The sequence below is a fragment of the Xenorhabdus taiwanensis genome, assembly GCF_036512875.1.
GTDB classification, from domain to species: domain Bacteria; phylum Pseudomonadota; class Gammaproteobacteria; order Enterobacterales; family Enterobacteriaceae; genus Xenorhabdus; species Xenorhabdus taiwanensis.
Map to the genome: position 1 here is coordinate 2037778 of NZ_AP028978.1, position 25341 is coordinate 2063118.

Here is a 25341-nt window from a genome sequence, read left to right on the forward strand (position 1 = left end):
CTAAAATGGCGATATTTGTTAATGACAGGAGCGTCCGTCGCAGATCCTTTCTATTATCTATCTGTTTGCTTATTTTATATGTTTCGTCTTTGCTTCATTTTATCCCTGTCCATATCGTCCAAAAATCTTTCTCAACAATATCCGTCTCAGCACCCAGCGATTTTTCAATGTGCCTGATTAGATGAGTTATTTCTTCATCACTTAATTCATGCAAAATAGAGCGGCCTTTGCGCCCCTGAAAATCTTCGGTTAACTGTGAAAAATTTTTATAGACAGTGCGTTTTTCCAAAAGAGAAAATGCCTTAACTTGTTTAAATCCAACGGATTGTAAGCCATCAATCACTTCAATCTTGTCTGGCCTGCGTTGATTTTCAAAATTTCGTAGGTGAGGATAAACATCGAAGATATAGCCACGAATATGCTCAGGTGATCCAGGAAGTTGGATATCTTGCAAGGTCCTGTCCTGCAAAATATACATTCCGCCAGAACGTAATAACCGATAGGCTTCAGCAAAACAAGAGGTTCTATTTTCTTGACTGATATGATGGATAAGCGCTCTTTCAAAAACAATATCCTGGCTGCTATCGGGTAAACCAGTGCAAAGAGCATCACCTTGTTTGATAACGATATTTGGCAAACCTTGGGTATTTTCCACTGCATCAGCCAGCATCTGCTGAGAAAAATCAACGCAAGTCACCTTTCTGGCTCCCATTTTCAGCCATGCCAAAGAATAAATACCTCCACCACAACCAATATCCGCAATTTTCTTATCGCGTGGTTCCACCAGCTTTCGCATTAAATCTAACCATTCTTGCTGAACTTCACGACCAAGATAAGTGTGTCTATTTTCTGGAGAATTAAAGTTGATTGGCATAATAGTTAACCCTTATCATCGCAAAGTCAGCGCCAGAGCTGATAACAGCAATAATGGTAATGAATCTGTTTATTATGTGATATCACCTGAAATTATCGAGGTCAATACACCACAAGCTATTTTCTTGTATGATTGAGAAAACATTCAATGAAACCCAAACTCGACTTGCTGATTTTTGCCATCATTATCATTTAATATCAATACGATACATAATTTAACTCTATTAAAAAAAGAGGAAATTATTTACATTTAGATATCGTCTTACTATCTATAACTTACCAAGTTACTAGATAATAATTAAATGGTGTATAAGGATCCACTTTATGAAAAATGAAAGAAGACTTTTCCTGAAACAGGCGAGTATTACTGGTGCAGTATTTTCATTGTTACCTCTGGTTCCAGCAGGAGCTTTTGCCTCTTCACATCATCAATCAAAGAAAGAAGATGGTATTGATATAGGCATTTGCGAGATGACTCCAGAGGAAATGTCAGGACCATATTTTATAAATAACAAATTGCTGAGAAGGAATATAACAGAGGATGAACCAGGATTACCTCTTTTATTGACAATGAAAGTTGTTGATTCTGTAACCTGTAAACCTCTACATGATATCCTTATTGATATATGGCATTGTAATGCAATGGGAAAATATTCAGGTTGGAAATACATAAACCCAGACCTTGAGGCTCCATCTAGTAATATAGGAACGATTTCGAGAACTGATGAAAGCACATTTCTTCGTGGGGCACAAAGGACAGATAAAGAAGGCATAGTCAGATTCACTACAATTTTTCCCGGTTTTTATGCTGGAAGAGCTATACATATTCATTTATCAGCAAGAAATGCGAATATACAAAAAAGACAGGAAGATAAATTCTATTTTGTAGGCCAACTATATTTCCCTGAGGATATATCTAAAGAAGTGATGAGTAATGATATGTATTCTCCAAGGGATGTTAATAGGCTTAAAAATGAAGATGACTCCATTTTTTCTGGAGTTAAAAGAGCTGCAATTTTGACAATAAAAAAAATAGGTGATAATCCTTTGGATGGATTACACGGAAATATAGTTTTATCTATTAATATAGACAATGTGTCTAAGAAAATAACCCCTAAAGACTTGGCTAAATACACTGTGTAGGTGAATCTAATTTAGAAAAACCCTCCATAACCGGAGTTTGAAATAGTGGTTATGCATTATTACTCCGGTAAAACAGAGCTAAAGAAAAGGTAAAATTTGAAGGAGTAGTTGGTGACTTTAACTAAGTGACAGTGTCGCCAATAAATCTTTCAGTGTTAGCACAATTGCCACGATAAAACAGCTTCCCAGTATCATCATCGTTACCGTAGTGCCATATTGTGACAACAACATAGTCGCTACTGGAAGTAAAAACAGAATGGTTAGATTATTCAGACTTTCTGAGATAGCCAATATTTGGCCTTTATCTTGCTTTGCCCGATTTGCCAGAATCGAAGTGCTTATCGGAGCAGCAAGGCCGAGTGTATATCCCCATAACATCAGACAAGCCAAGCTAAACAGCAAAGATATTGGCAATAACATAAACACAGAACTGGTGATGAAAAGTAAAACTATTGCTAATAAAAGCGCACATTCATCTCTGTTATTCAGGTGCTTCACGAGACTTACGGATAAATTACCCAAACCGAGCCCAAGACCAAATACAGAAACAGAGATACCAACAGCCCCAGTTCCCAAATCGTAATGGTGCCTTAAAACCTCTCCGGCTAATATAAAAGCAGATACTGCTGTACCATTCCAAAATCCTTTCGCAATAAGGGGGATTATTAAGTTTCTTTGGTATCCAAATTGAAACTTCACCGTTTGGTGAACAGTTTTTAGGGTATCAATCTGGTTTGGAATGTATTTTTTGCTTAAAAAATAGAGTAAAAAGCATCCTGTCGCACTCACTAAAAATGGCACTTGCCAGTAAAATAACTCTGTCAAAACACCGGCAAAAATAGGACCTCCTGCAATTCCGGCTGTCATTCCAAGCATGACAATACCCATCGCCGATGCCTGTTTATGGGGTGGAAAAAATTCCGCGACCAGCGCAAATATGGTCGGAATCAAAGCGGCAGAAGCAATGCCACCAAAAATGCGTAACCCAATTGCAATCTCCAGGTTGGGAGCTATCGTTAATGCTAATCCATCAAGGAACAGAAACAGTAAAGATACCCGCAATAATTTGCGTCGATTGATCCGATCAGATAACCAACCGAAAATTGGGGCCGCAAGTGCGTAGGCGAGGGCATAACCAGATACCAGCCAAGTGATCTTGTCTGGTGTTGTCCTAAATGCATCAGCTAAGGGATTAAGCATAGGTGATAACATAAATTCCATCGCACCAATGAAAAATACAATAAGTGAAAATATAAGTAGCATCATAGATAAAACAGTACGTGGCGGCATATTTAAGCCTCCTTAGATATAAGAAACGGGATTGGTAACTTGAGTATTGAAGGTGAAGCGATAGCATGAAAAAAACGAGAAACAGGGGGAAATCAGTATGATGATATTAAATAAGATACTAGGGACTATTTAATATGGCAATTGATAGACTCTACCAAGACAGCAACTTAGCTCAGTTTTATGATTTTGATAACGAATGGGGACCAGATTACGATTATTATGTCGGACTTGCTAAAAATGCACATGCGGTTTTAGATCTAGGCTGTGGCACTGGAACACTCACTAATAAAATTGCCCTCACTTATCCCGATAAAGCGGTATTTGGTTGTGATATTGCCAGCTCCATGTTGGATATCGCTAAATCAAAATCAGCAGGATCACGAATCACTTGGGTGCAATCCGATGCTAAGCAGTTGGCATTATTTCAGAAATTCGACTTAATCATTTTATCTGGCCACGTTTTTCAGGTGTTCTTAACTCATCAGGATCGAGTTGCGGTACTTAAACGGATTTATGAACACCTGACAGAAGAGGGATTGTGTATCTTTGACAGCCGTAATCCTTTAGTAAAAGAGTGGTTGACTTGGACAAAAGCAGATTCTAAACGTGAATTTATCCATCCAACATTCGGCTCCGTCTTGGCATGGAATGATTATCGAGTTAACAATACTACTGTTACTTATGGCACTTACTATCAAATTTTAAACAACAAACAGGAATACCAGGCATTTTCAGCAATTACATTTGCCAGTTTTGCTGAGATCCAGCAAGCATTAGCTGACTCGAATTTAGTTGCAACAAATGTATTCGGTAACTGGCAAGGAGAAACTTATCATGATCAGTCAGAAGAAATGATTTTTATCGTAAGCAAAAATAAATGAGAATATAGATACAAAAATCTCAAGGCATAAAAAAACTCACTGCTGGCAGTGAGTTTTTGCTATCAGGAACATATGTTATTTTTACTGACTAGAATTTCCAATTGGCATTCAGGAATACACCATTATCCTTATGACTGCCTGATAAGATACCATTATACCCTAGTGACAGTTTAGTATTTTTATTAATTTCCAATTCTGTACCTGCCTTAATTACAGCAGCATCACGTGCGGCTGCAACACTGTTGACAGTAAACGTAGCATCACTATTGCTAAAACTTAATTTAGTGCCCCGATCTACACTGCCAAACTGATGTTGCCAACCCAATTCACTATATGCACCTATAGTGATTTCTTTTTCAGTCTGCCATTTTTGATCGACACGTAAACCTAATATGGAGAAGGTGGCATTCTTCGACTGTTTCTTACCATTCAATGCAGCGCCACCACCATGTTCATTAATGCCTTCATTACGGAAATTAACATAAGACAGGTTGGTAAATGGTTCCAGATTCAGCCAGGAAGTATTTATTCTGTAAGCTGCTTCAGTAAACAATTGACCAGTTTGAGCACCATATTTCGCTTTCAGACGGTCGGATTGACTGCCAAAAGCAACCGAACGTTTGGTATCAAAACGATGCCAACTGTAAGTAGCACCGGCACGTAATGCCAAAGCATCAATCTGTTTGCTACCGTATAGCGCCAAATGGAAATTGTTACTGCGTGCTGAAGTGTTATATCCACCATTCAAAGAAGAGCGGGTATATCCAGTAGCAACACCAAGCCGCCAATCATCACTCAACTCTTTATCCGCTCCTAATAACACGCCATAGTTGGATACACGATAACCATTGACTTCACTGTTGCCATTAGCACGTTGCCAGTTACCTATAACTTGTCCCCAGGCACCATTTCTGTCAACTTGGATATCCTGTTCAATGGTTCCACCATTAGCCTGACGCAAACGGGTATTTAACGTATCGCGCAGATGGCGGCTATTATTGATTTGTGCCGCTGCGATATCAGCATGGATCTGACCGGAAGAGAGTTGTTTGAATGCCTGACTGGCTTGCACCGCTGTATCAAACATCAAGATACTCTCATAAACTGGATGTCCCAAACTCAGCTTATCAGCCGCACTAGCCACAGCACGTTCATTAGCGGTCATTCCTAAACTGGCAAATGTGGTGGAATTACGTTTTATATCCAACATTACCTGATGAGATCGAGAACTAGATTGGGAATTAGGTTGGTAACTAAGCTCAGTACCAATAAACAAATAGTTTGGCGCTACGGTAGTAAACTGGCCGTTGACACCACGATTTGCTTGCAGAATATTATATTGTTGCCCAAGCAAACTACGAACTTCTTGCTTCGATAACAGGTTACTACTGTTTTCCAGAGTGACTTGCACTTCACCACCTTTCAGTGTAGCCAGACCATCGCTGATAATGCGATCACTATATCCCTGGCTATTTGGTGCAACTTTTACCAGATAACGTGAACCCGCTTGGAAAGTAACATCATGAGCAACATTCAGCGTACCGCTAGAACTGGCAGAGTTAGAACTTAAGCTGCCTGGTGCAATACTGGCACCGGAGTTGGCCATGATTGAACCGACTGTACCATCCCCTCCAAGAGTAGCACCATTTTGCACAGTAACATCTGAAGTTATGGAGCCGCTAACCAATAAACGACCTTGTTCGACCAAAGTTGGCCCTTTATAGGTGCTATTTTTACCGGCCAGTTCAAGTATACCGTTACCTATTTTCGTTAATCCACCATGACCGGAGATATTATTACCCCAACTGTCATAAGCACATTCAATACTATTACAGACTCGTTCTACAGTAGTACCTTTCTCAACTATGCCACCAATGCCTGGAATATTGGCGATAAATTGAGTTTCAGAATAAGACCCTGGAATATAGTATTTCTTCGGAATATCCTTTTCGGTGATGAACATCTTGGGACCATCGATAGCATCTTTCAGATTCAGCATTCCCCAACCATATATCTCATCCAATCCAGGCTTACCTAAATCGGTTGCCGTGGTTTTAAGGACATCTGCGATCTGCCCGGCAGTCATGTAGGGGAAGCGTTGCATCAAGACGGCAGCGGCGCCAGCCACATGCGGTGATGCCATTGATGTACCTGTGTAGGCATCATAGGTAGGATCAAGTGTCAGCTCACCATCTTGAAAAGCATCTTCGTCAATTTTTCCATTCACTTTAGAAACGAATTTTCCCGTGCTGCTATAAATTTTTGTGCCTGGTGCCGACAAACAGTAACTGGCAGTATAACCACAACGCGTTGATGAAACGTTAATTTCGTTTTCTCTGGTCAGGTTGGCAACGCTGAGGTAGTTTTTCAATGCGTCAGGGAAGAAATAGGGCATACCCGCATGTAACCAGGTAATGTTATAGTTATTTGCATTCCCCGCAGCAAAAACAACTAATTTTCCATGACGTGCTGCACGCAATAGGCCTGCGGTTCTCGTTGTATAATCATCGAGTTTTGGAATTGGAAAGCGGCTTAACCGATCCAAATCATCTTTAATTGGTGTGACATAATTAATGAGATCTTGCAGTGTGACGGAGTAATACTTGATCGTCCCATTTTCCCATCGCTTAGGCTTACCATTCTCATCAGTTTCATAGGAGGGGCGAACACCCCAGCTATTATTAATGACACGTGCGTTGCTTTGGATCATGACTTCTGTACGGTTATACGGGTTTTGTAAATATTTCCCTGTAATCAAACCTGCATCAAATGCTACACCATGCATTTCCTTGCCGTCCCGGTTTGCTGAAATGATCCCAGAAACATGGTTACCGTGAGCCCCAAAGCTGATAATTCCTGTGTAAGAATCTTTATCATAGTTCCAGGTATCATTTGGGCTCAGAATTTTCAGTTTGCCTGAAAATTCAGGATGATTAGTAACGGCTTCATCCAATACACCAACATTAATGCCTTTTCCTGTGTAACCACGAGCATAGGCATAATGAGCACCAATAGCGGCTAATCCCCATTGACGATTAAATTCATCTGATAACCAACTATCTGGTGAGCCTTTTTTACCTTGTTCCTGATATTCAGTAGCCATTGAAGCACTGACAGGTAATAATCCAAAAAATAATGTCATCCACAGAAAAATCGGTCGTACCGAATTGTTTTTTTTCATAATAGAGGTTCCATTTTTAAAAATTGTCAACTTTCAATTCGCTGTCTGGCACATTGCTCCTTGAAAAGTCCTTATTAATAACCGATGACGATGATTGAGATATAACAAGTAGGCTATGGTGAGATTCACCTATATTTGGATTAGCTACAGCAAAATGCAGACCATAAATATTCTCTGCCTACAAGTTGCTATAGCATAATAATTGAACCCAAAGTGCAAGGAAAAAATTTAACTTTGTTATAACCATTTTATAACAATGAGTGGATTATATACATAATATCCCCCTTCTTAAAATCCCTTTGAAATGGCATTATTTTGGCATTACTTGGATTGATTACATGTCAAATCAAATGTTATTAATTTGTTATTTTTTGTGGGGTGGTTACTATTTATAATGTTTACTTGGATATTGAAAATATTACATCGAAAGTAGAGTAAATCACGAGGATATCAAAAGTGATCAGACCATTTACAAAAGCAGATATGGATACGGTTCTATCTATTTGGTTGGAAGCTTCTATCGAAGCTCATAATTTTGTGGCGGCTGAATTTTGGCAATCGCAAGTAGAAAACATGAGAAGCATCTATATTCCAGCTTCAGAAGTTTATGTCTATGTACAAAATTCTAATGTTGTCGGTTTTTATGCACTTCACGAAAATAGTATGGCTGCAATTTTTGTATCACCAGATAAACAGGGGCAGGGAATTGGCAAAGCATTAGTGAATGATGCCAAAAATAGAAGGACTGAACTCACGTTATCGGTTTATCAGCAAAACCAGACAAGTTACGAGTTTTATTTATCACAAGGATTTTATGTTGTCAGCGAAGAAGTCGATGAACACACTGGATGTCAAGAGTATTTTATGTGCTTAAAGAAACTATCCTAAAGGCTTAAAAATAGCTTGCATTAATAAGTGCGATTCTTTTTCAATCTAATTGAGCACGAAGAAAGCAAATAACGTTCCGTTATTAAACAAAAGTGCCAAAAATACGGTGTACTGTATTTTTATACAGTTTATCTATACCCTCGGCTCAAACTTTTGAGCCGAGCTTTATGCATAAGGGGCTGAATATTGTTTATTTACATACCATACAGATAATTTTCGCTTTCTGCGCCAACATCTTCACGAACTTGCTCCAGTGCCTTAGCATAAGATTTAAGTAGTTTCAGTGTATAATTAACACGGTTTTCAAATATCTTATCGTTACAAATCAGATCATTTGAAATCAAATTTTCACCCTGGCGGAAGATTAAATGGTCAGGTAAAAAACAAACATGATTATTTTTAAAACCTGTCATCCTTAATTCGCAAAGAGGATAAACACCGTTAATTCCACTTGATACACTCGCCAATAATGCTGGTTTATGTCCTAATTCTGCTATAGAACAATACAATAGAAGGTTCTTCAATGCCGGAGTTGACATTCCATGCCATTCTGGAGTTACAAAGATAAATGCCTTACTCTCTCTTAAATGTTGTGCAATTGGTTGCCAGGGATGAGATTCCGCTGATATATCTGTTGTATAACCATCATGTAGTGGCAATTCTACATTGGAGAGAGCCAGAAGTTCGATCTCAGTAAATCCATATTCGCTACTTAATTTTTGCAAATAACGAGCTACACGTTGGCTGTGAGAATCTGGGCGTTGACTACCTGAAATTATAGTAAGTTTCATTGATTTTCCTGTTATTTCTTAATAGCTAATTAAACTGTAGGATTATTGGTTTTTTCTATCTGATTTCGTGGAATCGAAAGCCAAACAGCGACAATGATCGTGCATGCCCCGAATGTTTGTGGCAAGGAAAATGTTTGATTTAGAAATAAATACCCTAAAATACAAGCAGATAGAGCACTAAGAAATCCCAAAAAAGAGATTGTTACAACAGGTAACATTTCAATTCCTCGAAACCAAATAATATAAGAAAATACCGCACCAATTATACATAAATAGCCATAGCCGAGAATATTGGTTACGGTAAGATGTTGTGGTAAACCCTCTATTGAAATAGCGATAGGCAATAACATTAATCCTCCGAGAGTTAATTACCAGCCGGTAAAACTGAGTAATGATAAATTGGTGGGACGGTTCCAATATTTAGTAAGTACAACGCCTAAAGCCATACAACTGCATCCTACGAAACCTGCAATAACTCCTTGCCAATTTAGACGGGTAGTTGAATTCAATACTAATAAACTGATCCCAATAATTCCCAAGATCGCTGAAATAATGTGTTTTATTGTGAGAGAGGTTTTAAATATACAAGTGCTTAACAATATAACGATTATGGGTTGGCAAGCCGTGATTAATGATGCCGTTCCACCTGGAAGATATCCCGCCGCAACAAAGAGAAAATAGAAGAACGCACTGATATTAAGTAAACTCAATACCATAATACGTAACCACCAAATTCCTTTGGGCATGGTACGGCAAATCAACAATAATAATATACCAGCGGGTAACGCTCTAACGGTAGAAGCTAGCAAAGGCATATTGGGTGGCAATACTTCTGTCGTAATAATGTAAGTGCTTCCCCAAACAATTGGGGCTAGTGCAGTTAGTAACATATTGTGGATAGATCTAATTTCTGACATGTGGCTGTCCTTCTGGGTTGTTCGTTTTTCACCCAAATCATCTCTTTTAGTAATTATCAACTTTAAAATATCATCAAAAAAAGTATCTTTACGTAAAGATAAATTAAAATAATAGCCTAATTGATTTTTATCAAGTATCTTTTTGTCGAAATAAATAGATAGGGAAAAAGCATGAAATACGATCACGTTGACCGATTACTGATACAGTGGGAACAACAGCGTCCAGACCTTGATTCGGCGTCAATGGGCGTCATTGGGCGGTTATGTCGCATAAACAAAATTATTGAACAACGCTTGCAACATGCTTTCAAAGAACACGACCTAAGTGCCATAGAGTTTGATATCCTTGCGACACTACGACGTAACAACATACCAATTACACCTACTGAGCTATATCAATCCGTTATGCTAACTTCTGGAGCAATGAGCACTCGTATTGAACATATGGTACAGCGAGGATTAATTGGGCGTATCGCTAACGAAGAAGACCGACGTAGCTGCAAGGTTTTTTTGACACCAGAAGGAAAAGCATTGATAGACAAAGCAGTGGAAAGCCATTTGGAGAACCAAAAAACCATCCTCGAACCACTGACCAAAACTCAACAAGAGCAACTTGCAACACTATTGCGGCATTGGTTGCTGGATAATGAGTCAGCTAGCGATTCGCCCTGACATAAATCAGGGCGAGACAGGTCTGAGAATAAAAGTATTAGAACTTAATATTAACTCTTGCCCAATAAGTACGCCCAGGCTCGTTCACTGCTGTATTACCGGAATAACCAAAGCCCTGATTCCCCGCTAAGTTAAGATGTTCGCTATAGGTTTTATCAAAAATGTTGTCAATACCAGCACTAACTTGAACGTTTTTGGTCACCTGATAGGCTGTATTGGCAGATAGAATGGCGAAGTCTTTGCTACGATCAAAATCTTTGCCTACAACGTTACCTTCATTGATTGCCACTCGGTGCTGGCTATTTACCAGACGCAGCAAACCGCTGCTGGTCCAGTCGCCATGTTCCCAGGTCAGGCCGAAACGAGCTTCCAAAGGTGGGATCTGCGGCAGTGGACGATGATTAGTGCTATTTTGCGCCCAGGAATACGCTAGGCTGGCATCGGTTTTCCAATTTTCGTTAAACTTATAAGCGATCCCCGTTTCTCCGCCCATAATGGTGGCATCCACGTTACCGGCCACCGCATTCTTATTGCGATAATCGAACAGGATAAAATCATTCACTTTACCCACATACGCTGATATCCAACCTTTAAGGCGGTTATCATTATATTGTGCACCGATATCCAACTGGGTCGTTTTTTCTGGTTTTATATCAGTGAAAGCATTGTTGCCCGCTTTACCTGAAACCAGCTCCCAGTAATCAGGAAAACGCTCGGTATAGCCAATACCGGCATAGAGCATCACAGGAGACTCTTTCAGGTTATGTTCGAGCCGAATAAAGCCAGCAGGCAGGGTTTCTTTACGTTCTTGTTGAGTAGTATATTTATACGCTGTTGCACGATCTAATCGCGCACCACCGATAACTTTATTCTGTGCAGTTGCATCCCAGGTTAATTCACCAAAAATACCGTAATCACGGAAACGGACATTTTTCACCCAGCCATTTCTTTCAGCTTCAGCCATCTTACGATCGGTATTGGTACGGTGAATATTAGTTTGCATATCCAAGCCACTCTGTAACTTGAAATCTTCCCACACCCAGGTTCCCATCATACGGCCACCCATTGTCAGGCGAGCGGGTTCTGAGGCCATTTTCATTTTTGAATGACGCATGGAATAGTTATCCATCACATGATCGGTGTAGTTGTAATAAAAATTGGATTCGAATTTGTCAAACACTTCGCCAATGTTAGATTTCTCAAAACGCACACCAAAACTTTTGCGCTTGAATTGAGAGCCGTCCATACCTCGCGTGGCGTAACGTGCTTCACCATCACCTTGTCCAGCGCTTAACTCCAGTAATGTATTTTCATCAGGTGTCCAGCCCAAGGCGATATCGGTATTCCATTTATCCCAGCGAGAAGGAACGCGTTTGCCATCACCATCTTTATAATCATTGGAACGAGATTTATTGCCAATCAAACGGATATAACCCAATTCATTGCCAATACTGAGATCAGCATTACCATCCCAACGACCATGAGAACCAATCACTGTACTGAAATTACCTTGAGTGCCAAGTTGTTCAAACTGAGGGCGAATACGCTCAAAACGAATAGTTCCCGCTGAATTACCAGGCCCCCAGAGTACGGTTTGTGGGCCTTTGACTAAACTCAAAACATCATAACTTTCTGGTGAAATATAAGAACTTGGCGCATCCATACGTCCACCACAAGAGCCCAGTATTTCACTGTCATCAATTAACATTCTCAGACGAGAACCAAACATACCACGGAATACAGGATCGCCATTAGTACCACCGTTACGGATCTGTGAAAAACCCGGAATGGTTTTCAGGTAATCAGAACCATCACTGGCAGGCACTGGTTGGCGAGGGGCTTTTAGTGAAGAAGCTATCTCAAGTGGTGAAACTGCCGGTGCAGTTACAGTGATCACAGTTTCATTATCGTGATTATAGGCAATGCGTGTTTCTTTAGTATGTTGTTCCATACTGGCAGCCCAAGCAGTGGTTGGCATAGTGAACGCGATAGCCAAAGCTGCTGTCAGCGGTGATATACGAAATAATTGTGTAGTAAACATAAAAAATCCCTTAATTAGCAATTAGCCTTACAAGCTGTGTAAGACAAAGAAAATAAAATGGTTTATTTCAAGCAGACTAATTAAGGGGTGGGGCGCGTGGTTGTGATTCGCCATAAAACAGTCGAATAATTGGGCCAAAGAAGCGCGATGCTGGTGGAGCCCTAGACACAATTAATGTCAGTAGAATGAAAGGAACAAAGCCACCCGCTAATAATGGCAGATTAATCAGAAGCTGGCAGTAACCACAAGCGATATCATCCATCAAGCCCATATGGACATGATCCACACTATGATGATTCATCATGTGTGTCGATGGCATATCGGATACAGACATGCAGTGGTTTATTTCACTTTTTATCCCTTCACGGTAGCGCTCCAGTGTTTTTGATACCACCGGTGCAATGAACAACATCAAAATCGCCAGTAAGGCGATGATGGCAGGTGTTCGGCTTTGTGAGAGGCGAAAAAGCGATAACAAGCTAATAATCCGGATCAATTTCTACGATTGAGGGCTAATCTTACTGCATTTTAGGTGAGGGTTGTTAAAGTATTTTTTGGATAAAAACTAAATTTTGTTGGTTTCATCTACGTAAGTAAACTCATCGAACTTATGACAGCTTTCATTATTAACTTATTCTATGGGTGGTATCCTAACCATCCAAACTCACATAAAGAGCATCTGAAAGATAATATGAAAACAAATGAAGTTATATCAGGGCATTGGGTATTTGGTGATTCTCCTTCCATGCATGATGAACTGGCATGGAAAGAAGGTGAGGGAGATAGGAGCTTGTTTCATTGGCAAGCAGAACATCAACGTTTTTTTGAGAGGATAGGGGAGTTTTCACCAGATATGGAAATTGTTGTGATCGAATTTAAGGTAATTGAAAACATCGTCAAAAATATTTCTTCATAGATTTTATCTTACCTATTATTGCCGCAACATTGCGGTTTTAAATTTAAAAAAAATCATTGAAGAAATTATATCTACAGATAGCAATATGTTTTTTTTGATAAAAAATAACAGTCACAAAAACTGACATAAAAGACAGAAAATTCTTCTGTCTTTTATGAAAAAGATAATTATTTTAATTCACTAAAATTCTGCTGACGAATTTTAGCAATATTCTCGTTAATTTGATGGCGTAATTTATTGGCAAATAGTGCTTTATCTTCATTACTGAGTTTTTGTGAATGTTTGGCAAAGAAGCTGTCAGGGTCATCAAATAAACCAAAATCCTGTATAATTCCTACACGTTGGATATAGGTATCATTATTACCGTTCCATTCAACCGGTGGGTTTTGTAACTCTTCAATGGCTACACCGTAACCGATAAACACTCCATTATGATCTGCGTATTTTTTTTGCAATGCCAACAAGTAAAGAGAATCAAGAATAATTCCTTCAAAGTTATGCCATTGTCCATCTATATAGGCTTCAACCCAAGTATGAGAAATCTCTTTAGGCATCCGTTCATATAGCACTCCATTCATAATTCCTTTTTGTAAGATTTTATCGATTGTAAAACCATGTAAACGACAGGGTATTTTAAGTGCGCGCAACAGTGCCATAAATAAGATAGATTTTGTATTACATTGGCCATAACCAGACTTTAATATTGATGATGCAATTAATGAGTCATCTTCATTAAAACCAAATTTAATTTCATTACGGACAAAATCATAAACAGACTTAACTCTCTCACTCTCAGGTAATATCCGCCAATGGCGTGATTCAATTAATTTCTGGATGTTTTCATCCTCAAAATCTAACAAATGTGTTTCTGCTAAATATCTATTCATCACTATTTTCCTACCTTAGTTGAGTAAATAACAATGTAGGATATTTATTCCTCTGGAACTTTCAAAAATTGGCTGACATGTTTAGCAAAACTTGGTTTAATTCCCATTAATTTCCGACATGTGGCAGATAAATGAGAAGGGGAGTCAAACCCACATTGGAGTGCGGCATCAGTGATGCGATTGCCTTGTGCGATCAGCCAAAGAGCACGCATCAGACGCTGAAAGAGCAGGTAACTTTTTAAACTACTGCCGGTCATATTTGTAAAAAGATGTGATAAGCGGCTTTTAGATATATAAATAGTTTTTAATAGAAAATCTTGTTGAGTAGGAAGTTCATTTGTAGAGGAAATCGTTGTAAGAACCTGTTGAACACGTTGATCATTGATCTTATGGGGAAGATAACAGTGGTTAATTGCTAAGATAGCAAGTAGTTTTTCCCACACTGTATTATAGTGAGAAACGTTTAGTGTTCCATTTTGAAGATTCGTCGCATTAAGAGATAATGCTTCAGAAATGAAGCCAGAAAAACAAGAAAAGGTTTTTTTTTCTGGTAAATACTGATGCTGCAAACAATATGCTAGTGATGAAGTGTGATTAATTAATATTAACCAAAATGGCTGTTGAACTAGAGAAATTGTATGCATTACTTTGCTATTGATTAATATAGCTTTACTGACAATAGAATTCTCTTCAATGTTTATAGCAATCGGCTGATGAGTTCGAGATATAATCAGATGTAAAAAAGCATGGCGATGAGCTGATGTACTTATATTCTCACTTAGCAATGACAGATGATCTTCCGCAATGACTGCATTGGTTAACATCTTTCCTCCTTATATATGTACAGTAGTGAACCTTACCAAAAGTTGTTATTGCCCTCTGTCCATTTTGATAATTCTGCTGCTAAAAATGGAGTCGCGATATTTGAAAAGGGGAAGAGTACCGCATGATCTTCGCATTTACGAATGGCTTGATGCACCTGCATTCATTATTACAGATGCTGTGCTGGCATGTTGAATGATAATAAATGAAATCCAATTTAACATAATATAGATTGTGCGAATATATCATGTAATAGCAAAGTTGCGTTGCAATGAAGCTGCGGCACTCCTGTCAGGAAAACGCATCCCTGCACGGCAGGAGTAACATTAGTGGTAGTATAGTGTACATGATAATGGTCTTTCGGCTAATGGAAACCAGCCACTCAGAACGAAACCATGTCTGCCGGATTAAGTGTACTTATTATTCCCAGAGCGCCTTTAATTAATGGGATAGCCATTGGAGAGAGATAAGAACCTAGTGGAATTCTCATGTGGTCGATTCTGGTAAGCATAGCAAAGTCGTTGTTACGTCCGATGAGATCGTCACTGATGGCTTTGCCAATGCGTACCGTCTGCGCCACTCCATGTCCACTCCAGCCATGCACCATATACACAGGAATGTTATCATCGCTTTTACGGGCATCGGTGGCACCGTTCAAGGTCAAATCGCTGATCCCACCCCAGGAATATTCCAGTTCAGGGTTTTCCAGATGCGGGAACACGGTTCTGATACGATCAAGCAAGTAGTTATTCACATCACGCGGTGACCAGGAGTTTCCAGTGCCCTGTCCACCGAATAGCAGACGATTGTCACGCACCGCGCGATAATAGTCTATCTGTAACTGTGTATCGTAGACCGGCAGATCTGACGGAATAAGTTCTTTGATATCCACCGGCAACGGCGAAGTTACCGCTACATAGGTGAAAAAAGGTACTGTAGTAGAAGGGCCGGAAATAAACTCATCGGTGGAGCCATGTACTCCCAGTACCACAGCTTTACTCGCTCTGATAACTCCCCGCTCAGTTTCTATAACCGTGCTGCTGGCATCCTGTCTAGTGCCTTTCACTTTTGTACTGTCATAGACTCGGCCACCTAGTCTGACAAAGCCATAAATCAAGCCTCGCAGTAGCGCCAGAGGCTGAATCTGTCCGCCTATGCTATCGATATTGGCACCATGATAGATACTTGAACACACATACTCTTCCTGTAATTCGTGTGGCCCAATAACCTTCACTGCCCTATCTCCCAGTTGGCGCCGGGCATCAACATTAGCAACCAATGACCCCATATGACCTGGATGTATCGCTGCAGTAATATGACCATATTTGCGATCACATTCAAATCCGTAACGCTCGCGGAGCTCATCTATAAGAGTCATCGCTTCAATCGATGCAAAACGCCATAAACGTTTGGCCTCATCAGATGAAAATTTTTCCAGTATGGTTTCAGCTTCCCAGCGGGCAATTCCGGGGGTCATTTGCCCCCCATTACGGCCAGAAGCTCCCGAACCAATGTTATCCTTTTCAACCAGAATCACATCTACGCCCGCTTCAGCAAGATGTAGCGCGGTGGAAGCGCCCAGCAATCCACCGCCAATAACTACTACCTCACAGCTCTGGTCTCTGGAAAAGCTTCCAAAAGCCGGCCAATCGGCCAGGGAAGCCTCATAGTAGTTGGCGGGCGTGGCGTGGGTAGTCATATCTCTATGCCAATTCCAAATACGCGGATCCAACCCCAACCGGCTGGTTTTGTATTGTGCATCTTGCAACAGCATTGGCCGGAGTTGGTTAATATTGATGACCGGAGCATCGACCGCAGTTAAAGTCTGGGCAAGCAGAGATGTAGTGGGAAATATGGATGAAAATACTCCCGCCCCTGTGAAGATTGCGGCAGTAGAGATAAAATCTCTTCTGTTCATTGCCATTTCAGCACTCCTTTATGATCGGAAATTATCCGTTAGCCTGGTCTAGGGTATTTCCCTGTTAGTGAATCCGATTATTTGAATTGTATTTATTGCTGCCAGCCGGTCCTTTCAGAGTGGCGAGAATCAGTAAAATAATAGTGCCGACAAACGGGATAAGATGTAACAGTAGCCACCAGGCACTACAATTGATATCGTGCAGACGGCGGGCATTTACCGCCAAGACTGGCAAAAATGTGATCAGTAAATAGATAGCACTAAACCACCCCATATAAATTTCGGGGTTGGCTACAGCAAACAACCTCTCCAGGAAAGAAATAATGAGAACAACAAGGATCTGAAACAGAAAGAAATACCAGAACTCCTTACGCTGAGCCCGCCCCCTGAAATAGGTATAATTCTTTAATACATTTAAATACCAGTGCATTATTGTCCTCTCTTATGAACCAGCTCAGGTTCCTCCCTGCCGCCACGTGCATATTCCTCCTTAGTTATCCCTAGTTAAGAGGCAGAATACCCTACTTTCCCTCTTTACAGCTCAAATCGAGCAACACAGATTTCAGGATATTGAGTGCCTCATCAAAAACATCATCTTGTATGGTCAACGGTGGAAGGAAACGGATTACGTTGCCATGTACACCACACGTCAACAGAATCAGTCCACGCTCTAGCGCTTTCTGGCGCACCGCGTTGGTAAAATTGGCATCAGGTTCCTGGCTATCCACACGATTAAACTCCACCGCAATCATCAGCCCAAGTCCACGCACATCAGCGATCTGTGGGACATGTGGCCGCAGTTTATACAGATATTGTTTTAGCCGCTCTCCCAACTGTGTTGCACGTTCAGCCAGCTTTTCTTCTTCGATCACATCCAAAACTGCATGGCCAGCAGCAATCGCCACCGGGTTACCTCCATAGGTTCCCCCCAACCCCCCTGGTACTACAGCGTCCATCAACTCTGATCGCCCCGTTACAGCCGCCAGCGGAAATCCCCCCGCCAGACCTTTTGCCATTGTGGTCAGATCGGCCGAAATTTCATAATGTTCCATAGCAAATAGTTTTCCTGTACGCGCGAAACCAGTCTGAATTTCATCAGCAATGAGTACAATACCGTAGCGATCGGCAATTTCGCGTAAGGATTTGAGTAATTCGGGAGGCGCAGGATAAAATCCGCCTTCGCCTTGTACTGGCTCGATAATAATGGCAGCGACGCGCGTGGGTTCAATATCGATTTTGAAGAGATTCTCCAGCGCGTTCAGTGTCTGTTCTACACTGATACCGTGTAGCCCTACCGGAAATGGAACCCGGTAAACATCGCTAACCAGCGGGCCAAATCCCATTTTATACGGTGCAACTTTGCCGGTTAATGACATACCGAGGAAGGTACGGCCATGAAAAGCACCGCTGAAAGCCACTACACCACTACGTCCGGTAGCGGCACGCGCGATCTTCACGGCATTTTCTACTGCCTCAGCCCCTGTGGTAACAAAAACGGTCTTTTTCACAAAATTACCCGGCACCAGACGGTTCAGTCGTTCAGCTAGCGCTATATAATTTTCATAAGGCACGACTTGATGACAGGTGTGGGTAAACTGTTCCAACTGCTCTCTGGCTGCGGCAATGACGCACGGATGACGATGACCGGTATTTACTACAGCGATACCGGCCGCAAAATCAATATAGCGTTGCCCTTGGGAATCCCAAATTTCAGCATTTTCCGCACGTTCAACATAGACTTGTGTGGTCACGCTTACACCTTTTGCGATAGCCGCCTTATGCCTTTTAGTTAACATAGATTCAGTCATGAACAAAAACTCCTGAGTAATCTTAATAAGTGAGCGTCAGCTGACAAACGCCCTGAATGATGACGGCAGGATCACCAGACGTAGTGAAGGTGCTTCACCATCTTCACCATCGGTCGCTCGGTTAACGTCTGGGTTCTTCAATAATGAACCAGAACGTACTCCTGGCACGGTTGAAGTCACAACCCGCGCATCGTCATTAATAATTAATGCAGGCTTACCGATAGCCCCCAGAACCGGTAGAAGTAACCGATCCAGTGTCGAGACCAGAATATCCACCGCCGCAACACCGGCAAATTCCTCACCGATAAGTACCGGATGGGCTATCGTAATCGTGTAGGCGCCATTACAGACATAATCCACATAAGGGCCATCGATGACGGGAAGGTGATGGCTGGCTGGTTGCCGGAACCACTCAAACAAGCGGAAATCTAAACGCTTGTGCTGCTCTTGATTATGCTCCAGTTGCGCATAATGAATGGTATTCCTTTCCTGACGCCACCATTCCAGCGTCCAGTAACCATTCTCCTCTCTAACCGTCTTTGGTACCGCATAACTGGCAAATCCCGCCCCGTTACACCAAACATGATTACGCTGTAGTACATCTTGGATATGTTTTTGCAATGCATCTCGCTGCTCCTGCTTCAAACGAACACCTTCTGTACGATATAACGGCAGCTCTAATAAAATACGCGTTGTCTTATCGGCTAAAGTTGCAGTAGCCCGCTGCGCTGCGACCAGAATATCGTTCAGGATATTTTTGGCTCGTTCTACGTATATGTTGTTGTACATATGCCCCCCCCTTTTCAGGGATAAATGCAGCCACATTACTCACGCTCAGATCTCTGCAAAAATGACACATCAGTATCCATACGCAATTTGCATTCAAGCAGGTGGTCAGTAATTCGGATAATCATCTTCTGTGCCAGCTGGTAACAGGCGAGGCCATCCCCCTTATACAAAGTGGCCAAGAGTGTATGCCAGATAGCAGCAACCTCACTGTGAATAGCGGCTTCTCGATACAGAAACACCATCAAAGGGGCCCATTCAGCCTGTATTTCCAGTTCTTGATTGGCAAGCCTAGCTGACTGTGCCTGGGATGCCAGAGTTAACAGACAACGCATATCTGTTTGTATGCGGACATCCGGCTGCGTCGCGGCAGCAAAGTTTTCAATCAGTTGCTCAAGCTTTTTCAGTTCATCTGGCGTTGAACGTTGAGCTGCAAGCCTCGCGCTGTGACCAATCACTGCACAGTGAAATTCGCTGAAATCCGCCAGTTCTCCTGAAGCCATCAGCCACAACGGGTGATATTTTCTCATCATCTCAACGGAAACCTGGCACACAAAACTACCGCCATGACGTCCACGCCGGGTATCAATCAACTGTCTGGCACGTAGCGTGTTCAGAGCATCGCGAACAGTTACCGGAGACACACCCAGTAGCCGCGACAACTCGTTTTCGTTAGGCAACTGCTCATCAGTTTGTAATATCCCGGAAATGATCGCATTACTTAAACGTTCCACAACCTGTTCGGTTCTGGTGGCCTGTTCAAGTGGTGCGTAGACGATGGAATATGCCGTCATTCTCTAACTCCTGACTGAAATGACACAGGATTTCAGCATGTCTGCAAACAACGCTAAAAAATACCGTGGCGGTGCAGCGCTTGCGCATCCTCCGGTACTGGTGTGATAGCATCCCAAAGTTCAGCCACTTTGCCGTTCTCGACGCGCCATAGCTCAAAATAACTGTGACGCGCTCCGGCAATACTCCCCTCTGAGTGGGTCAGAACAAACTGCCCATCGGCTACTGTATGGTGGATTTTTGCATAATGCAGGCCCCGCCCTTCATCTTTAAGTTGTTTTAGAAATGCAATGACCGCAGCTGTACCATCGGGAATATCGGGGCTGTGCTGGCGGAACTCCTTACCATTGGTGTAATCTCCAAACTCATCATAATGTCCTTCGATCAGAGACCGCGTGAAAAAATTAACCACCAGTTCGCGATTTTTCTCTTTGTCATGACTATGGCCTGTTTCAATTGGACCATCTAACTGAGTCCGGCCACTGGCGTTGGGCGCGGACTGCGGTACTAAGCCATCCCAATGTTCTGCGATTAAGCCATTGGCAACCCGGTAAAGATCGAAACCGACCAACGGCTGATCATCTAAACCCGTGAAACGGCCGTGGATAGCAATCAGATCGCCATCTTGTAGTATGCGAAATGTTTCATGATGCAGTTCAGGATGAGATTGGACCAGCTCACGCAGTCCGGTAAGGCCGTCTTTGACTAGTGGAGAATGTTCGATGAAATTCGGCGCAAAATAACGCTCAAGCGCTCTCAAATCGCGGTCAGTAAAGAGTTCGTGGTGCGCACGTGATACCAGATCACGCAAGGATCTATTTTGATTCATTGTGGATATCCTTGTATCAGTCATTGGAACTCATCACGTGTTTGATACGTGTGTATTCATCGAAGCCATAAGCCGACAAATCCTTACCGTATCCAGATTTCTTGAAGCCACCATGTGGTGCTTCTGCCGTAAGAGGAATATGGGTGTTAATCCAGACAGTTCCAAAATCAAGCTCACGAGACAAGCGTAACGCGCGGCCATGATCGCGGGTCCAGACACTGGAAGCCAATCCGTATTTTACATCGTTAGCTTTCTCGATAGCTTCCTGTTCTGTTAGGAACTTCTGCACGGTGATAACAGGGCCAAAAATCTCAGTCTGAATCACTTCATCGTATTGCTCCAGACCAGTAATTACCGTAGGTTCAAAATAATATCCTGAACGATTAGCCTGACGGCCTCCTGTTTCGATACGGGCATGAGCAGGCAGGCGCGCAATGAACCCTTTGACTTGCTCCAACTGACGAATATTATTAAGCGGTCCATACAGCGCCTCTTTATCTTCTGGATCACCAAAACGGGTAGCTTTAGCTGCTGCCACCAATTTAGCGACAAAGATATCGTGGACAGATTCATGCACTAGCACACGTGAAGCCGCGGTGCAGTCCTGACCAGCGTTGAAGTACCCTGCTGTAACGATGGTATCCACTGCTTTGTCGATATCTGCATCAGCAAAAACAACCACCGGCGCTTTGCCACCCAGCTCCAGATGCGCTCTGGTGATATTAGCCGCCGCCGAAGAGGCAACCTGAAAACCTGCACGTGTGGAACCCGTGATAGAAACCATAGCAGGCGTTTTGTGTGAAACGACCAGAGCACCCGCGCTTGCATTACCCAATACCACGTTAAAGGCACCAGCAGGGAAAAACGGAGCGGACAGTTCAGCCAGTAACAAAGTGCTCTCTGGTGTGGTATCACTTGGTTTAAGTACTACGGTATTACCTGCTGCAAGAGCAGGTGCTATTTTCCACACCGCCATCATCAACGGATAGTTCCATGGGGTAACCTGCCCCACTACGCCCAGCGGTTCACGCCGGATACTGGTAGTCATATCAGGGAGATATTCAGCTGTAGCCTTGCCTTCCAAAAAACGGGCTGCACCAGCGAAGAAGCGGATATGATCCACAGATGTCGCAACCTCCTCGGAGGCAATCAGGTGCTTAAGCTGCCCTGTATTTCGGCTTTGTAATTCAATCAGACGTTCAGCATTTTTTTCTATCGTATCAGCCAACGCTAACAGCGCCCGCTGACGAGCCGAAGGTGTGCTGCGTCTCCATACTTTGAATGCCTCTTTAGCCGATGCATAAGCATCATCAACATCCGCCGCGGTCGCGTTAGGAGAACGTGCATAAGATTCACCAGTGACCGGACTCACCAGATCAAAATATTCGGAACCTTTAGTCTCAATATGCTGACCATTAATGAAATGCCTGAGTGTTGGTATCGGCATAGTTACTTCCTCTCCTCATGGATTAAATGGATAAAATATAACCTATGATTTAATATATTTACCGGTTGCATTTTAGTCAAATTTGTAGCAAAAATGTAAAAATAAGAGGGAAGTTAGATACATACGTGTAACTTTAAGTATTCTCGTCAGGAAAAAATATTCAAATCTGTGAGAAGGATCGAAAAATTCATATTTTACGGACTGGATAGATAGGAAGTTTATGTAATTTCAAGCTAGTGTCCATATATTAAACCTAACATTACTTTTAATTGACTTTAAAGTTATATCTTTTCATAAGACCTCCCTATTTTAAGTATTAAGATGGATTGAAAATTGCCCTGAAAACTCCATTTTCTTCAATTTTAATTAAATTTTATGCTACATTTGTGATAAATATCACTGACAGATATATATAATACACTACCTTACTACCCATAATTTATATCATCAATATATTTATATTTAGTTGGCTATACATATCAGTCTAGTTAACTTAGGTAAAATATTGTTTATTGACAAACAAAAAATAAACATGCCCATAAAAAAAATAAAATTGAATCATTAATATTAGTCTGTAACATATCTCGCTGTGACTGTTTGTATACTGTTGTTTTTTCTCTGTTTCATGTTCTAATTGATGAGCATTTTTAGAGGTAATAATGAGTAACAAAATGAATGAAGCCATTAAATCGATATTTAATGGACTCCCTGATCTTCCACCTGAAACTTATTTTCAGGAAGGTTTTTTCAGAGACCCTGCGAGAACGATCAATACAGATGATAGGTATTTTTTATCTCCTGCTGATGGGTTCGTTATCTATAGCGGAATAATAAACCCAGATGAAGCGATCACCGAAGTAAAAGGAAAAAAATATAGTATTCAGGATATCATCAGAGATAAACATTATGATAAACGTTCGCTTGTCATTGGTATCTTTATGACATGCTATGACGTGCATATTAATAGAGTTCCTTACGATGGTATCCTGAGTTATGCGGAACATGAACCTCTGGAAACCAACAATCTACCAATGATTGATGTAGAGAATAATATTTTTTATAAAGAGAACATTGAATTAGTTTATGACGACTATTTATATCTGAACCAACGAGTCGTCAATAAAGTCTACTCGCCTGGCATTAATCGAGAATACTATATGGTTCAAGTCGGTGATTATGATGTTGATACGATAACACCGTTCCATATACAACAAAATACTCCTGTATATCAGGGTGATAGATTTTCAATGATTCGATATGGTTCACAAGTCGACTTGGTGATCCCTGTCACTGATGATGATGAATTAACTTCATTGGTAACTGAAAAAGAACATGTTACTGGTGGTATAACCAAGTTAGTTAGAATCAATGATAACTCTTTGTAAACAAATAATATAGACTAAAATTGAGGTTTTAAGATGTTAAAGAATTCTACCCAAATCATTTCTGATCTGAAAATGCCCGTATTTTTATTAGCTCCTCCATTTTCATTAAATACCAATGTAAAAAATAATATCTGGATGGAGGAAATAGATGAGTCTACCATCAATGTTAACAGCAAAGTGGCTTTAAGACAGTTCTATAAGCTATATAGCTTTATGTCATCGCAATCGTTGGTCTATTTGCTGCCATCGGATACTCACCAAGAACTACAAGATCAAGTATATGTTGCTAACTTGGGAATTATTATTGGAGATGAAGATCCAACCGCAATAGTTGCCAATTTTGCCTCAGAAATCAGAAGATCAGAAACACCTATTGGGGTAAGTTTTTTTGAATCATTAGGCTATAAAACTGAAGTTGCTCCCTACTATTTTGAAGGTGAAGCTGAGTTAAAACATTTGCATGATAATGTACTGGTCGGCGGTTATGGAATAAGAAGTGATATTAAAACCTATGACTGGATGGAAGAAAAATTCGGCCTCAAAATCGTGAAAGTGGAAGAACGAGATCCTTATCTTTACCATTTGGATTGCAGCATCTTCCCACTGGATAAAGAAAATACGCTCGTTTATACCGGAGGATTCAGCAGTGATGAGCTGAAAGAACTGGAAAAAGTAACCAACATTATCAGTATCAGTAAAGATATTGCATACAGTGGGATTTGTAACTCTGTCAGAGTCAATCAGCATATTCTCTGTTCATCCAATATTAATGACCTGAAAGCAGGTACAGAGGAGTATATCTATGAAATGAACAAAAATCATGAGCTGGAAAAAATTTGCTCTAAATTGGCATTAACACCAAAACTTTTCAATTTATCTGAATATATGAAGAGCGGCGCTCTGCTTTCCTGCATGGTTATGCATTTAAATAGATATTCTTATAAAATACAAGTGATCTAAAAATTGCGGTAAATTATTCAATAATATTGATCACATAATTTCACTCAAAATTATTGAGTTAGTTGCAATATAAATTGTATTTTGTTGACATAGGATAAATGTATTCCAAGGATG

General features: G+C 41.1%; 24 protein-coding genes and 1 pseudogene. 8 read left to right on the top strand and 17 right to left on the bottom strand.

All coding sequences use genetic code 11. From position 1 onward, the window contains the following. Window positions 1-94: 94 nt before the first annotated feature. The gene (locus ACE1SE_RS09155; protein WP_374050622.1) at window positions 95-874 is read right to left on the bottom strand and encodes a class I SAM-dependent methyltransferase; all 780 of its coding nucleotides are present in this window, start codon (window positions 872-874) and stop codon (window positions 95-97) included. Between ACE1SE_RS09155 and ACE1SE_RS09160 the strand changes: the two genes are divergently transcribed. Continuing rightward, the gene (locus ACE1SE_RS09160) at window positions 864-1010 is read left to right on the top strand and encodes a hypothetical protein (RefSeq protein WP_374050623.1); all 147 of its coding nucleotides are present in this window, start codon (window positions 864-866) and stop codon (window positions 1008-1010) included. The genes ACE1SE_RS09155 and ACE1SE_RS09160 overlap by 11 nt on opposite strands. 187 nt (window positions 1011-1197) lie before the next feature. Then, window positions 1198-2016, top strand: a complete 819-nt coding sequence (locus ACE1SE_RS09165; RefSeq protein WP_374050624.1) for an intradiol ring-cleavage dioxygenase — start codon at window positions 1198-1200, stop codon at window positions 2014-2016. 117 nt (window positions 2017-2133) lie between these two features. On the opposite strand, the gene ACE1SE_RS09170 is transcribed toward ACE1SE_RS09165, so the two are convergent. Beyond that, window positions 2134-3306 carry an MFS transporter gene (locus tag ACE1SE_RS09170; RefSeq protein WP_374050625.1) on the bottom strand — a complete coding sequence of 391 codons (1173 nt, stop codon included), beginning with the start codon at window positions 3304-3306 and terminating at the stop codon, window positions 2134-2136. 134 nt (window positions 3307-3440) lie between these two features. On the opposite strand from ACE1SE_RS09170, the gene ACE1SE_RS09175 reads away from it, so the two are divergent. Further along, window positions 3441-4187, top strand: a complete 747-nt coding sequence (locus ACE1SE_RS09175) for a class I SAM-dependent methyltransferase (RefSeq protein WP_374050626.1) — start codon at window positions 3441-3443, stop codon at window positions 4185-4187. 88 nt (window positions 4188-4275) lie between these two features. Here ACE1SE_RS09175 and ACE1SE_RS09180 read toward each other — a convergent pair whose 3' ends face one another. Further along, a complete protein-coding gene (locus ACE1SE_RS09180; RefSeq protein WP_374050627.1) occupies window positions 4276-7368 on the bottom strand; it encodes an autotransporter domain-containing protein in 3093 nt (1030 codons plus the stop codon). Window positions 7369-7824: 456 nt separating this feature from the next. Between ACE1SE_RS09180 and ACE1SE_RS09185 the strand changes: the two genes are divergently transcribed. Next, window positions 7825-8256, top strand: coding sequence for an N-acetyltransferase (locus ACE1SE_RS09185; RefSeq protein ID WP_374050628.1), 432 nt, complete (start codon window positions 7825-7827; stop codon window positions 8254-8256). 194 nt (window positions 8257-8450) lie between these two features. On the opposite strand, the gene ACE1SE_RS09190 is transcribed toward ACE1SE_RS09185, so the two are convergent. The 3 genes and pseudogenes from ACE1SE_RS09190 to ACE1SE_RS09200 form a co-directional block, all read right to left on the bottom strand. Continuing rightward, window positions 8451-9047 (bottom strand): NADPH-dependent FMN reductase, encoded by a 597-nt coding sequence (locus ACE1SE_RS09190; RefSeq protein WP_374050629.1) that lies wholly within the window; start codon window positions 9045-9047, stop codon window positions 8451-8453. 29 nt (window positions 9048-9076) lie between these two features. Beyond that, window positions 9077-9400, bottom strand: a pseudogene (locus ACE1SE_RS09195) (EamA family transporter); the annotation flags it as partial. Between the two features lie 15 nt (window positions 9401-9415). Beyond that, window positions 9416-10150 (bottom strand): DMT family transporter, encoded by a 735-nt coding sequence (locus ACE1SE_RS09200; RefSeq protein ID WP_374050630.1) that lies wholly within the window; start codon window positions 10148-10150, stop codon window positions 9416-9418. Between ACE1SE_RS09200 and ACE1SE_RS09205 the strand changes: the two genes are divergently transcribed. Beyond that, the gene (locus ACE1SE_RS09205; RefSeq protein WP_374050631.1) at window positions 10136-10636 is read left to right on the top strand and encodes a MarR family winged helix-turn-helix transcriptional regulator; all 501 of its coding nucleotides are present in this window, start codon (window positions 10136-10138) and stop codon (window positions 10634-10636) included. The genes ACE1SE_RS09200 and ACE1SE_RS09205 overlap by 15 nt on opposite strands. Before the next feature lie 37 nt (window positions 10637-10673). On the opposite strand, the gene ACE1SE_RS09210 is transcribed toward ACE1SE_RS09205, so the two are convergent. Further along, on the bottom strand, window positions 10674-12677 hold the full coding sequence (locus ACE1SE_RS09210; RefSeq protein ID WP_374050632.1) for a TonB-dependent copper receptor: 2004 nt from the start codon (window positions 12675-12677) through the stop codon (window positions 10674-10676). Between the two features lie 76 nt (window positions 12678-12753). Continuing rightward, the gene (locus ACE1SE_RS09215) at window positions 12754-13155 is read right to left on the bottom strand and encodes a DUF2946 domain-containing protein (RefSeq protein WP_374050633.1); all 402 of its coding nucleotides are present in this window, start codon (window positions 13153-13155) and stop codon (window positions 12754-12756) included. 213 nt (window positions 13156-13368) lie between these two features. Between ACE1SE_RS09215 and ACE1SE_RS09220 the strand changes: the two genes are divergently transcribed. Then, window positions 13369-13593 carry an ASCH domain-containing protein gene (locus ACE1SE_RS09220; RefSeq protein ID WP_374050634.1) on the top strand — a complete coding sequence of 75 codons (225 nt, stop codon included), beginning with the start codon at window positions 13369-13371 and terminating at the stop codon, window positions 13591-13593. 167 nt (window positions 13594-13760) lie between these two features. On the opposite strand, the gene ACE1SE_RS09225 is transcribed toward ACE1SE_RS09220, so the two are convergent. The 9 genes from ACE1SE_RS09225 to ACE1SE_RS09265 all read right to left on the bottom strand — a co-directional run bounded on the left by ACE1SE_RS09225 (window position 13761) and on the right by ACE1SE_RS09265 (window position 22882). Next, entirely contained in the window at window positions 13761-14480 is a 720-nt protein-coding gene (locus tag ACE1SE_RS09225) for a transglutaminase-like domain-containing protein (protein ID WP_374050635.1), read from the bottom strand. A 44-nt stretch (window positions 14481-14524) separates the two neighbouring features. Further along, on the bottom strand, window positions 14525-15304 hold the full coding sequence (locus ACE1SE_RS09230) for an AraC family transcriptional regulator (protein WP_374050636.1): 780 nt from the start codon (window positions 15302-15304) through the stop codon (window positions 14525-14527). 380 nt (window positions 15305-15684) lie between these two features. Further along, window positions 15685-17226 (bottom strand): NAD(P)/FAD-dependent oxidoreductase, encoded by a 1542-nt coding sequence (locus ACE1SE_RS09235; RefSeq protein ID WP_374050637.1) that lies wholly within the window; start codon window positions 17224-17226, stop codon window positions 15685-15687. A 58-nt stretch (window positions 17227-17284) separates the two neighbouring features. Continuing rightward, window positions 17285-17650 (bottom strand): DUF805 domain-containing protein, encoded by a 366-nt coding sequence (locus tag ACE1SE_RS09240; protein WP_374050638.1) that lies wholly within the window; start codon window positions 17648-17650, stop codon window positions 17285-17287. 91 nt (window positions 17651-17741) lie between these two features. Continuing rightward, window positions 17742-19028, bottom strand: a complete 1287-nt coding sequence (locus ACE1SE_RS09245; RefSeq protein WP_374050639.1) for a 4-aminobutyrate--2-oxoglutarate transaminase — start codon at window positions 19026-19028, stop codon at window positions 17742-17744. Window positions 19029-19064: 36 nt separating this feature from the next. Further along, window positions 19065-19817, bottom strand: a complete 753-nt coding sequence (locus ACE1SE_RS09250; protein ID WP_374050640.1) for a cache domain-containing protein — start codon at window positions 19815-19817, stop codon at window positions 19065-19067. Window positions 19818-19852: 35 nt separating this feature from the next. Beyond that, window positions 19853-20608 carry a FadR/GntR family transcriptional regulator gene (locus ACE1SE_RS09255; RefSeq protein ID WP_374050641.1) on the bottom strand — a complete coding sequence of 252 codons (756 nt, stop codon included), beginning with the start codon at window positions 20606-20608 and terminating at the stop codon, window positions 19853-19855. Window positions 20609-20661: 53 nt separating this feature from the next. Beyond that, complete coding sequence (locus ACE1SE_RS09260) at window positions 20662-21435, bottom strand: nuclear transport factor 2 family protein (protein ID WP_374050642.1); 774 nt, start codon at window positions 21433-21435, stop codon at window positions 20662-20664. A 16-nt stretch (window positions 21436-21451) separates the two neighbouring features. Then, window positions 21452-22882, bottom strand: a complete 1431-nt coding sequence (locus ACE1SE_RS09265; protein ID WP_374050643.1) for a gamma-aminobutyraldehyde dehydrogenase — start codon at window positions 22880-22882, stop codon at window positions 21452-21454. 671 nt (window positions 22883-23553) lie between these two features. Here ACE1SE_RS09265 and ACE1SE_RS09270 point away from each other — a divergent pair. After that, window positions 23554-24267: a phosphatidylserine decarboxylase gene (locus ACE1SE_RS09270; protein ID WP_374050644.1), complete on the top strand. Its 714-nt coding sequence runs from the start codon at window positions 23554-23556 to the stop codon at window positions 24265-24267. Between the two features lie 33 nt (window positions 24268-24300). After that, entirely contained in the window at window positions 24301-25227 is a 927-nt protein-coding gene (locus ACE1SE_RS09275; protein WP_374050645.1) for a dimethylarginine dimethylaminohydrolase family protein, read from the top strand. The last annotated feature ends 114 nt before the right edge of the window (window positions 25228-25341 follow it).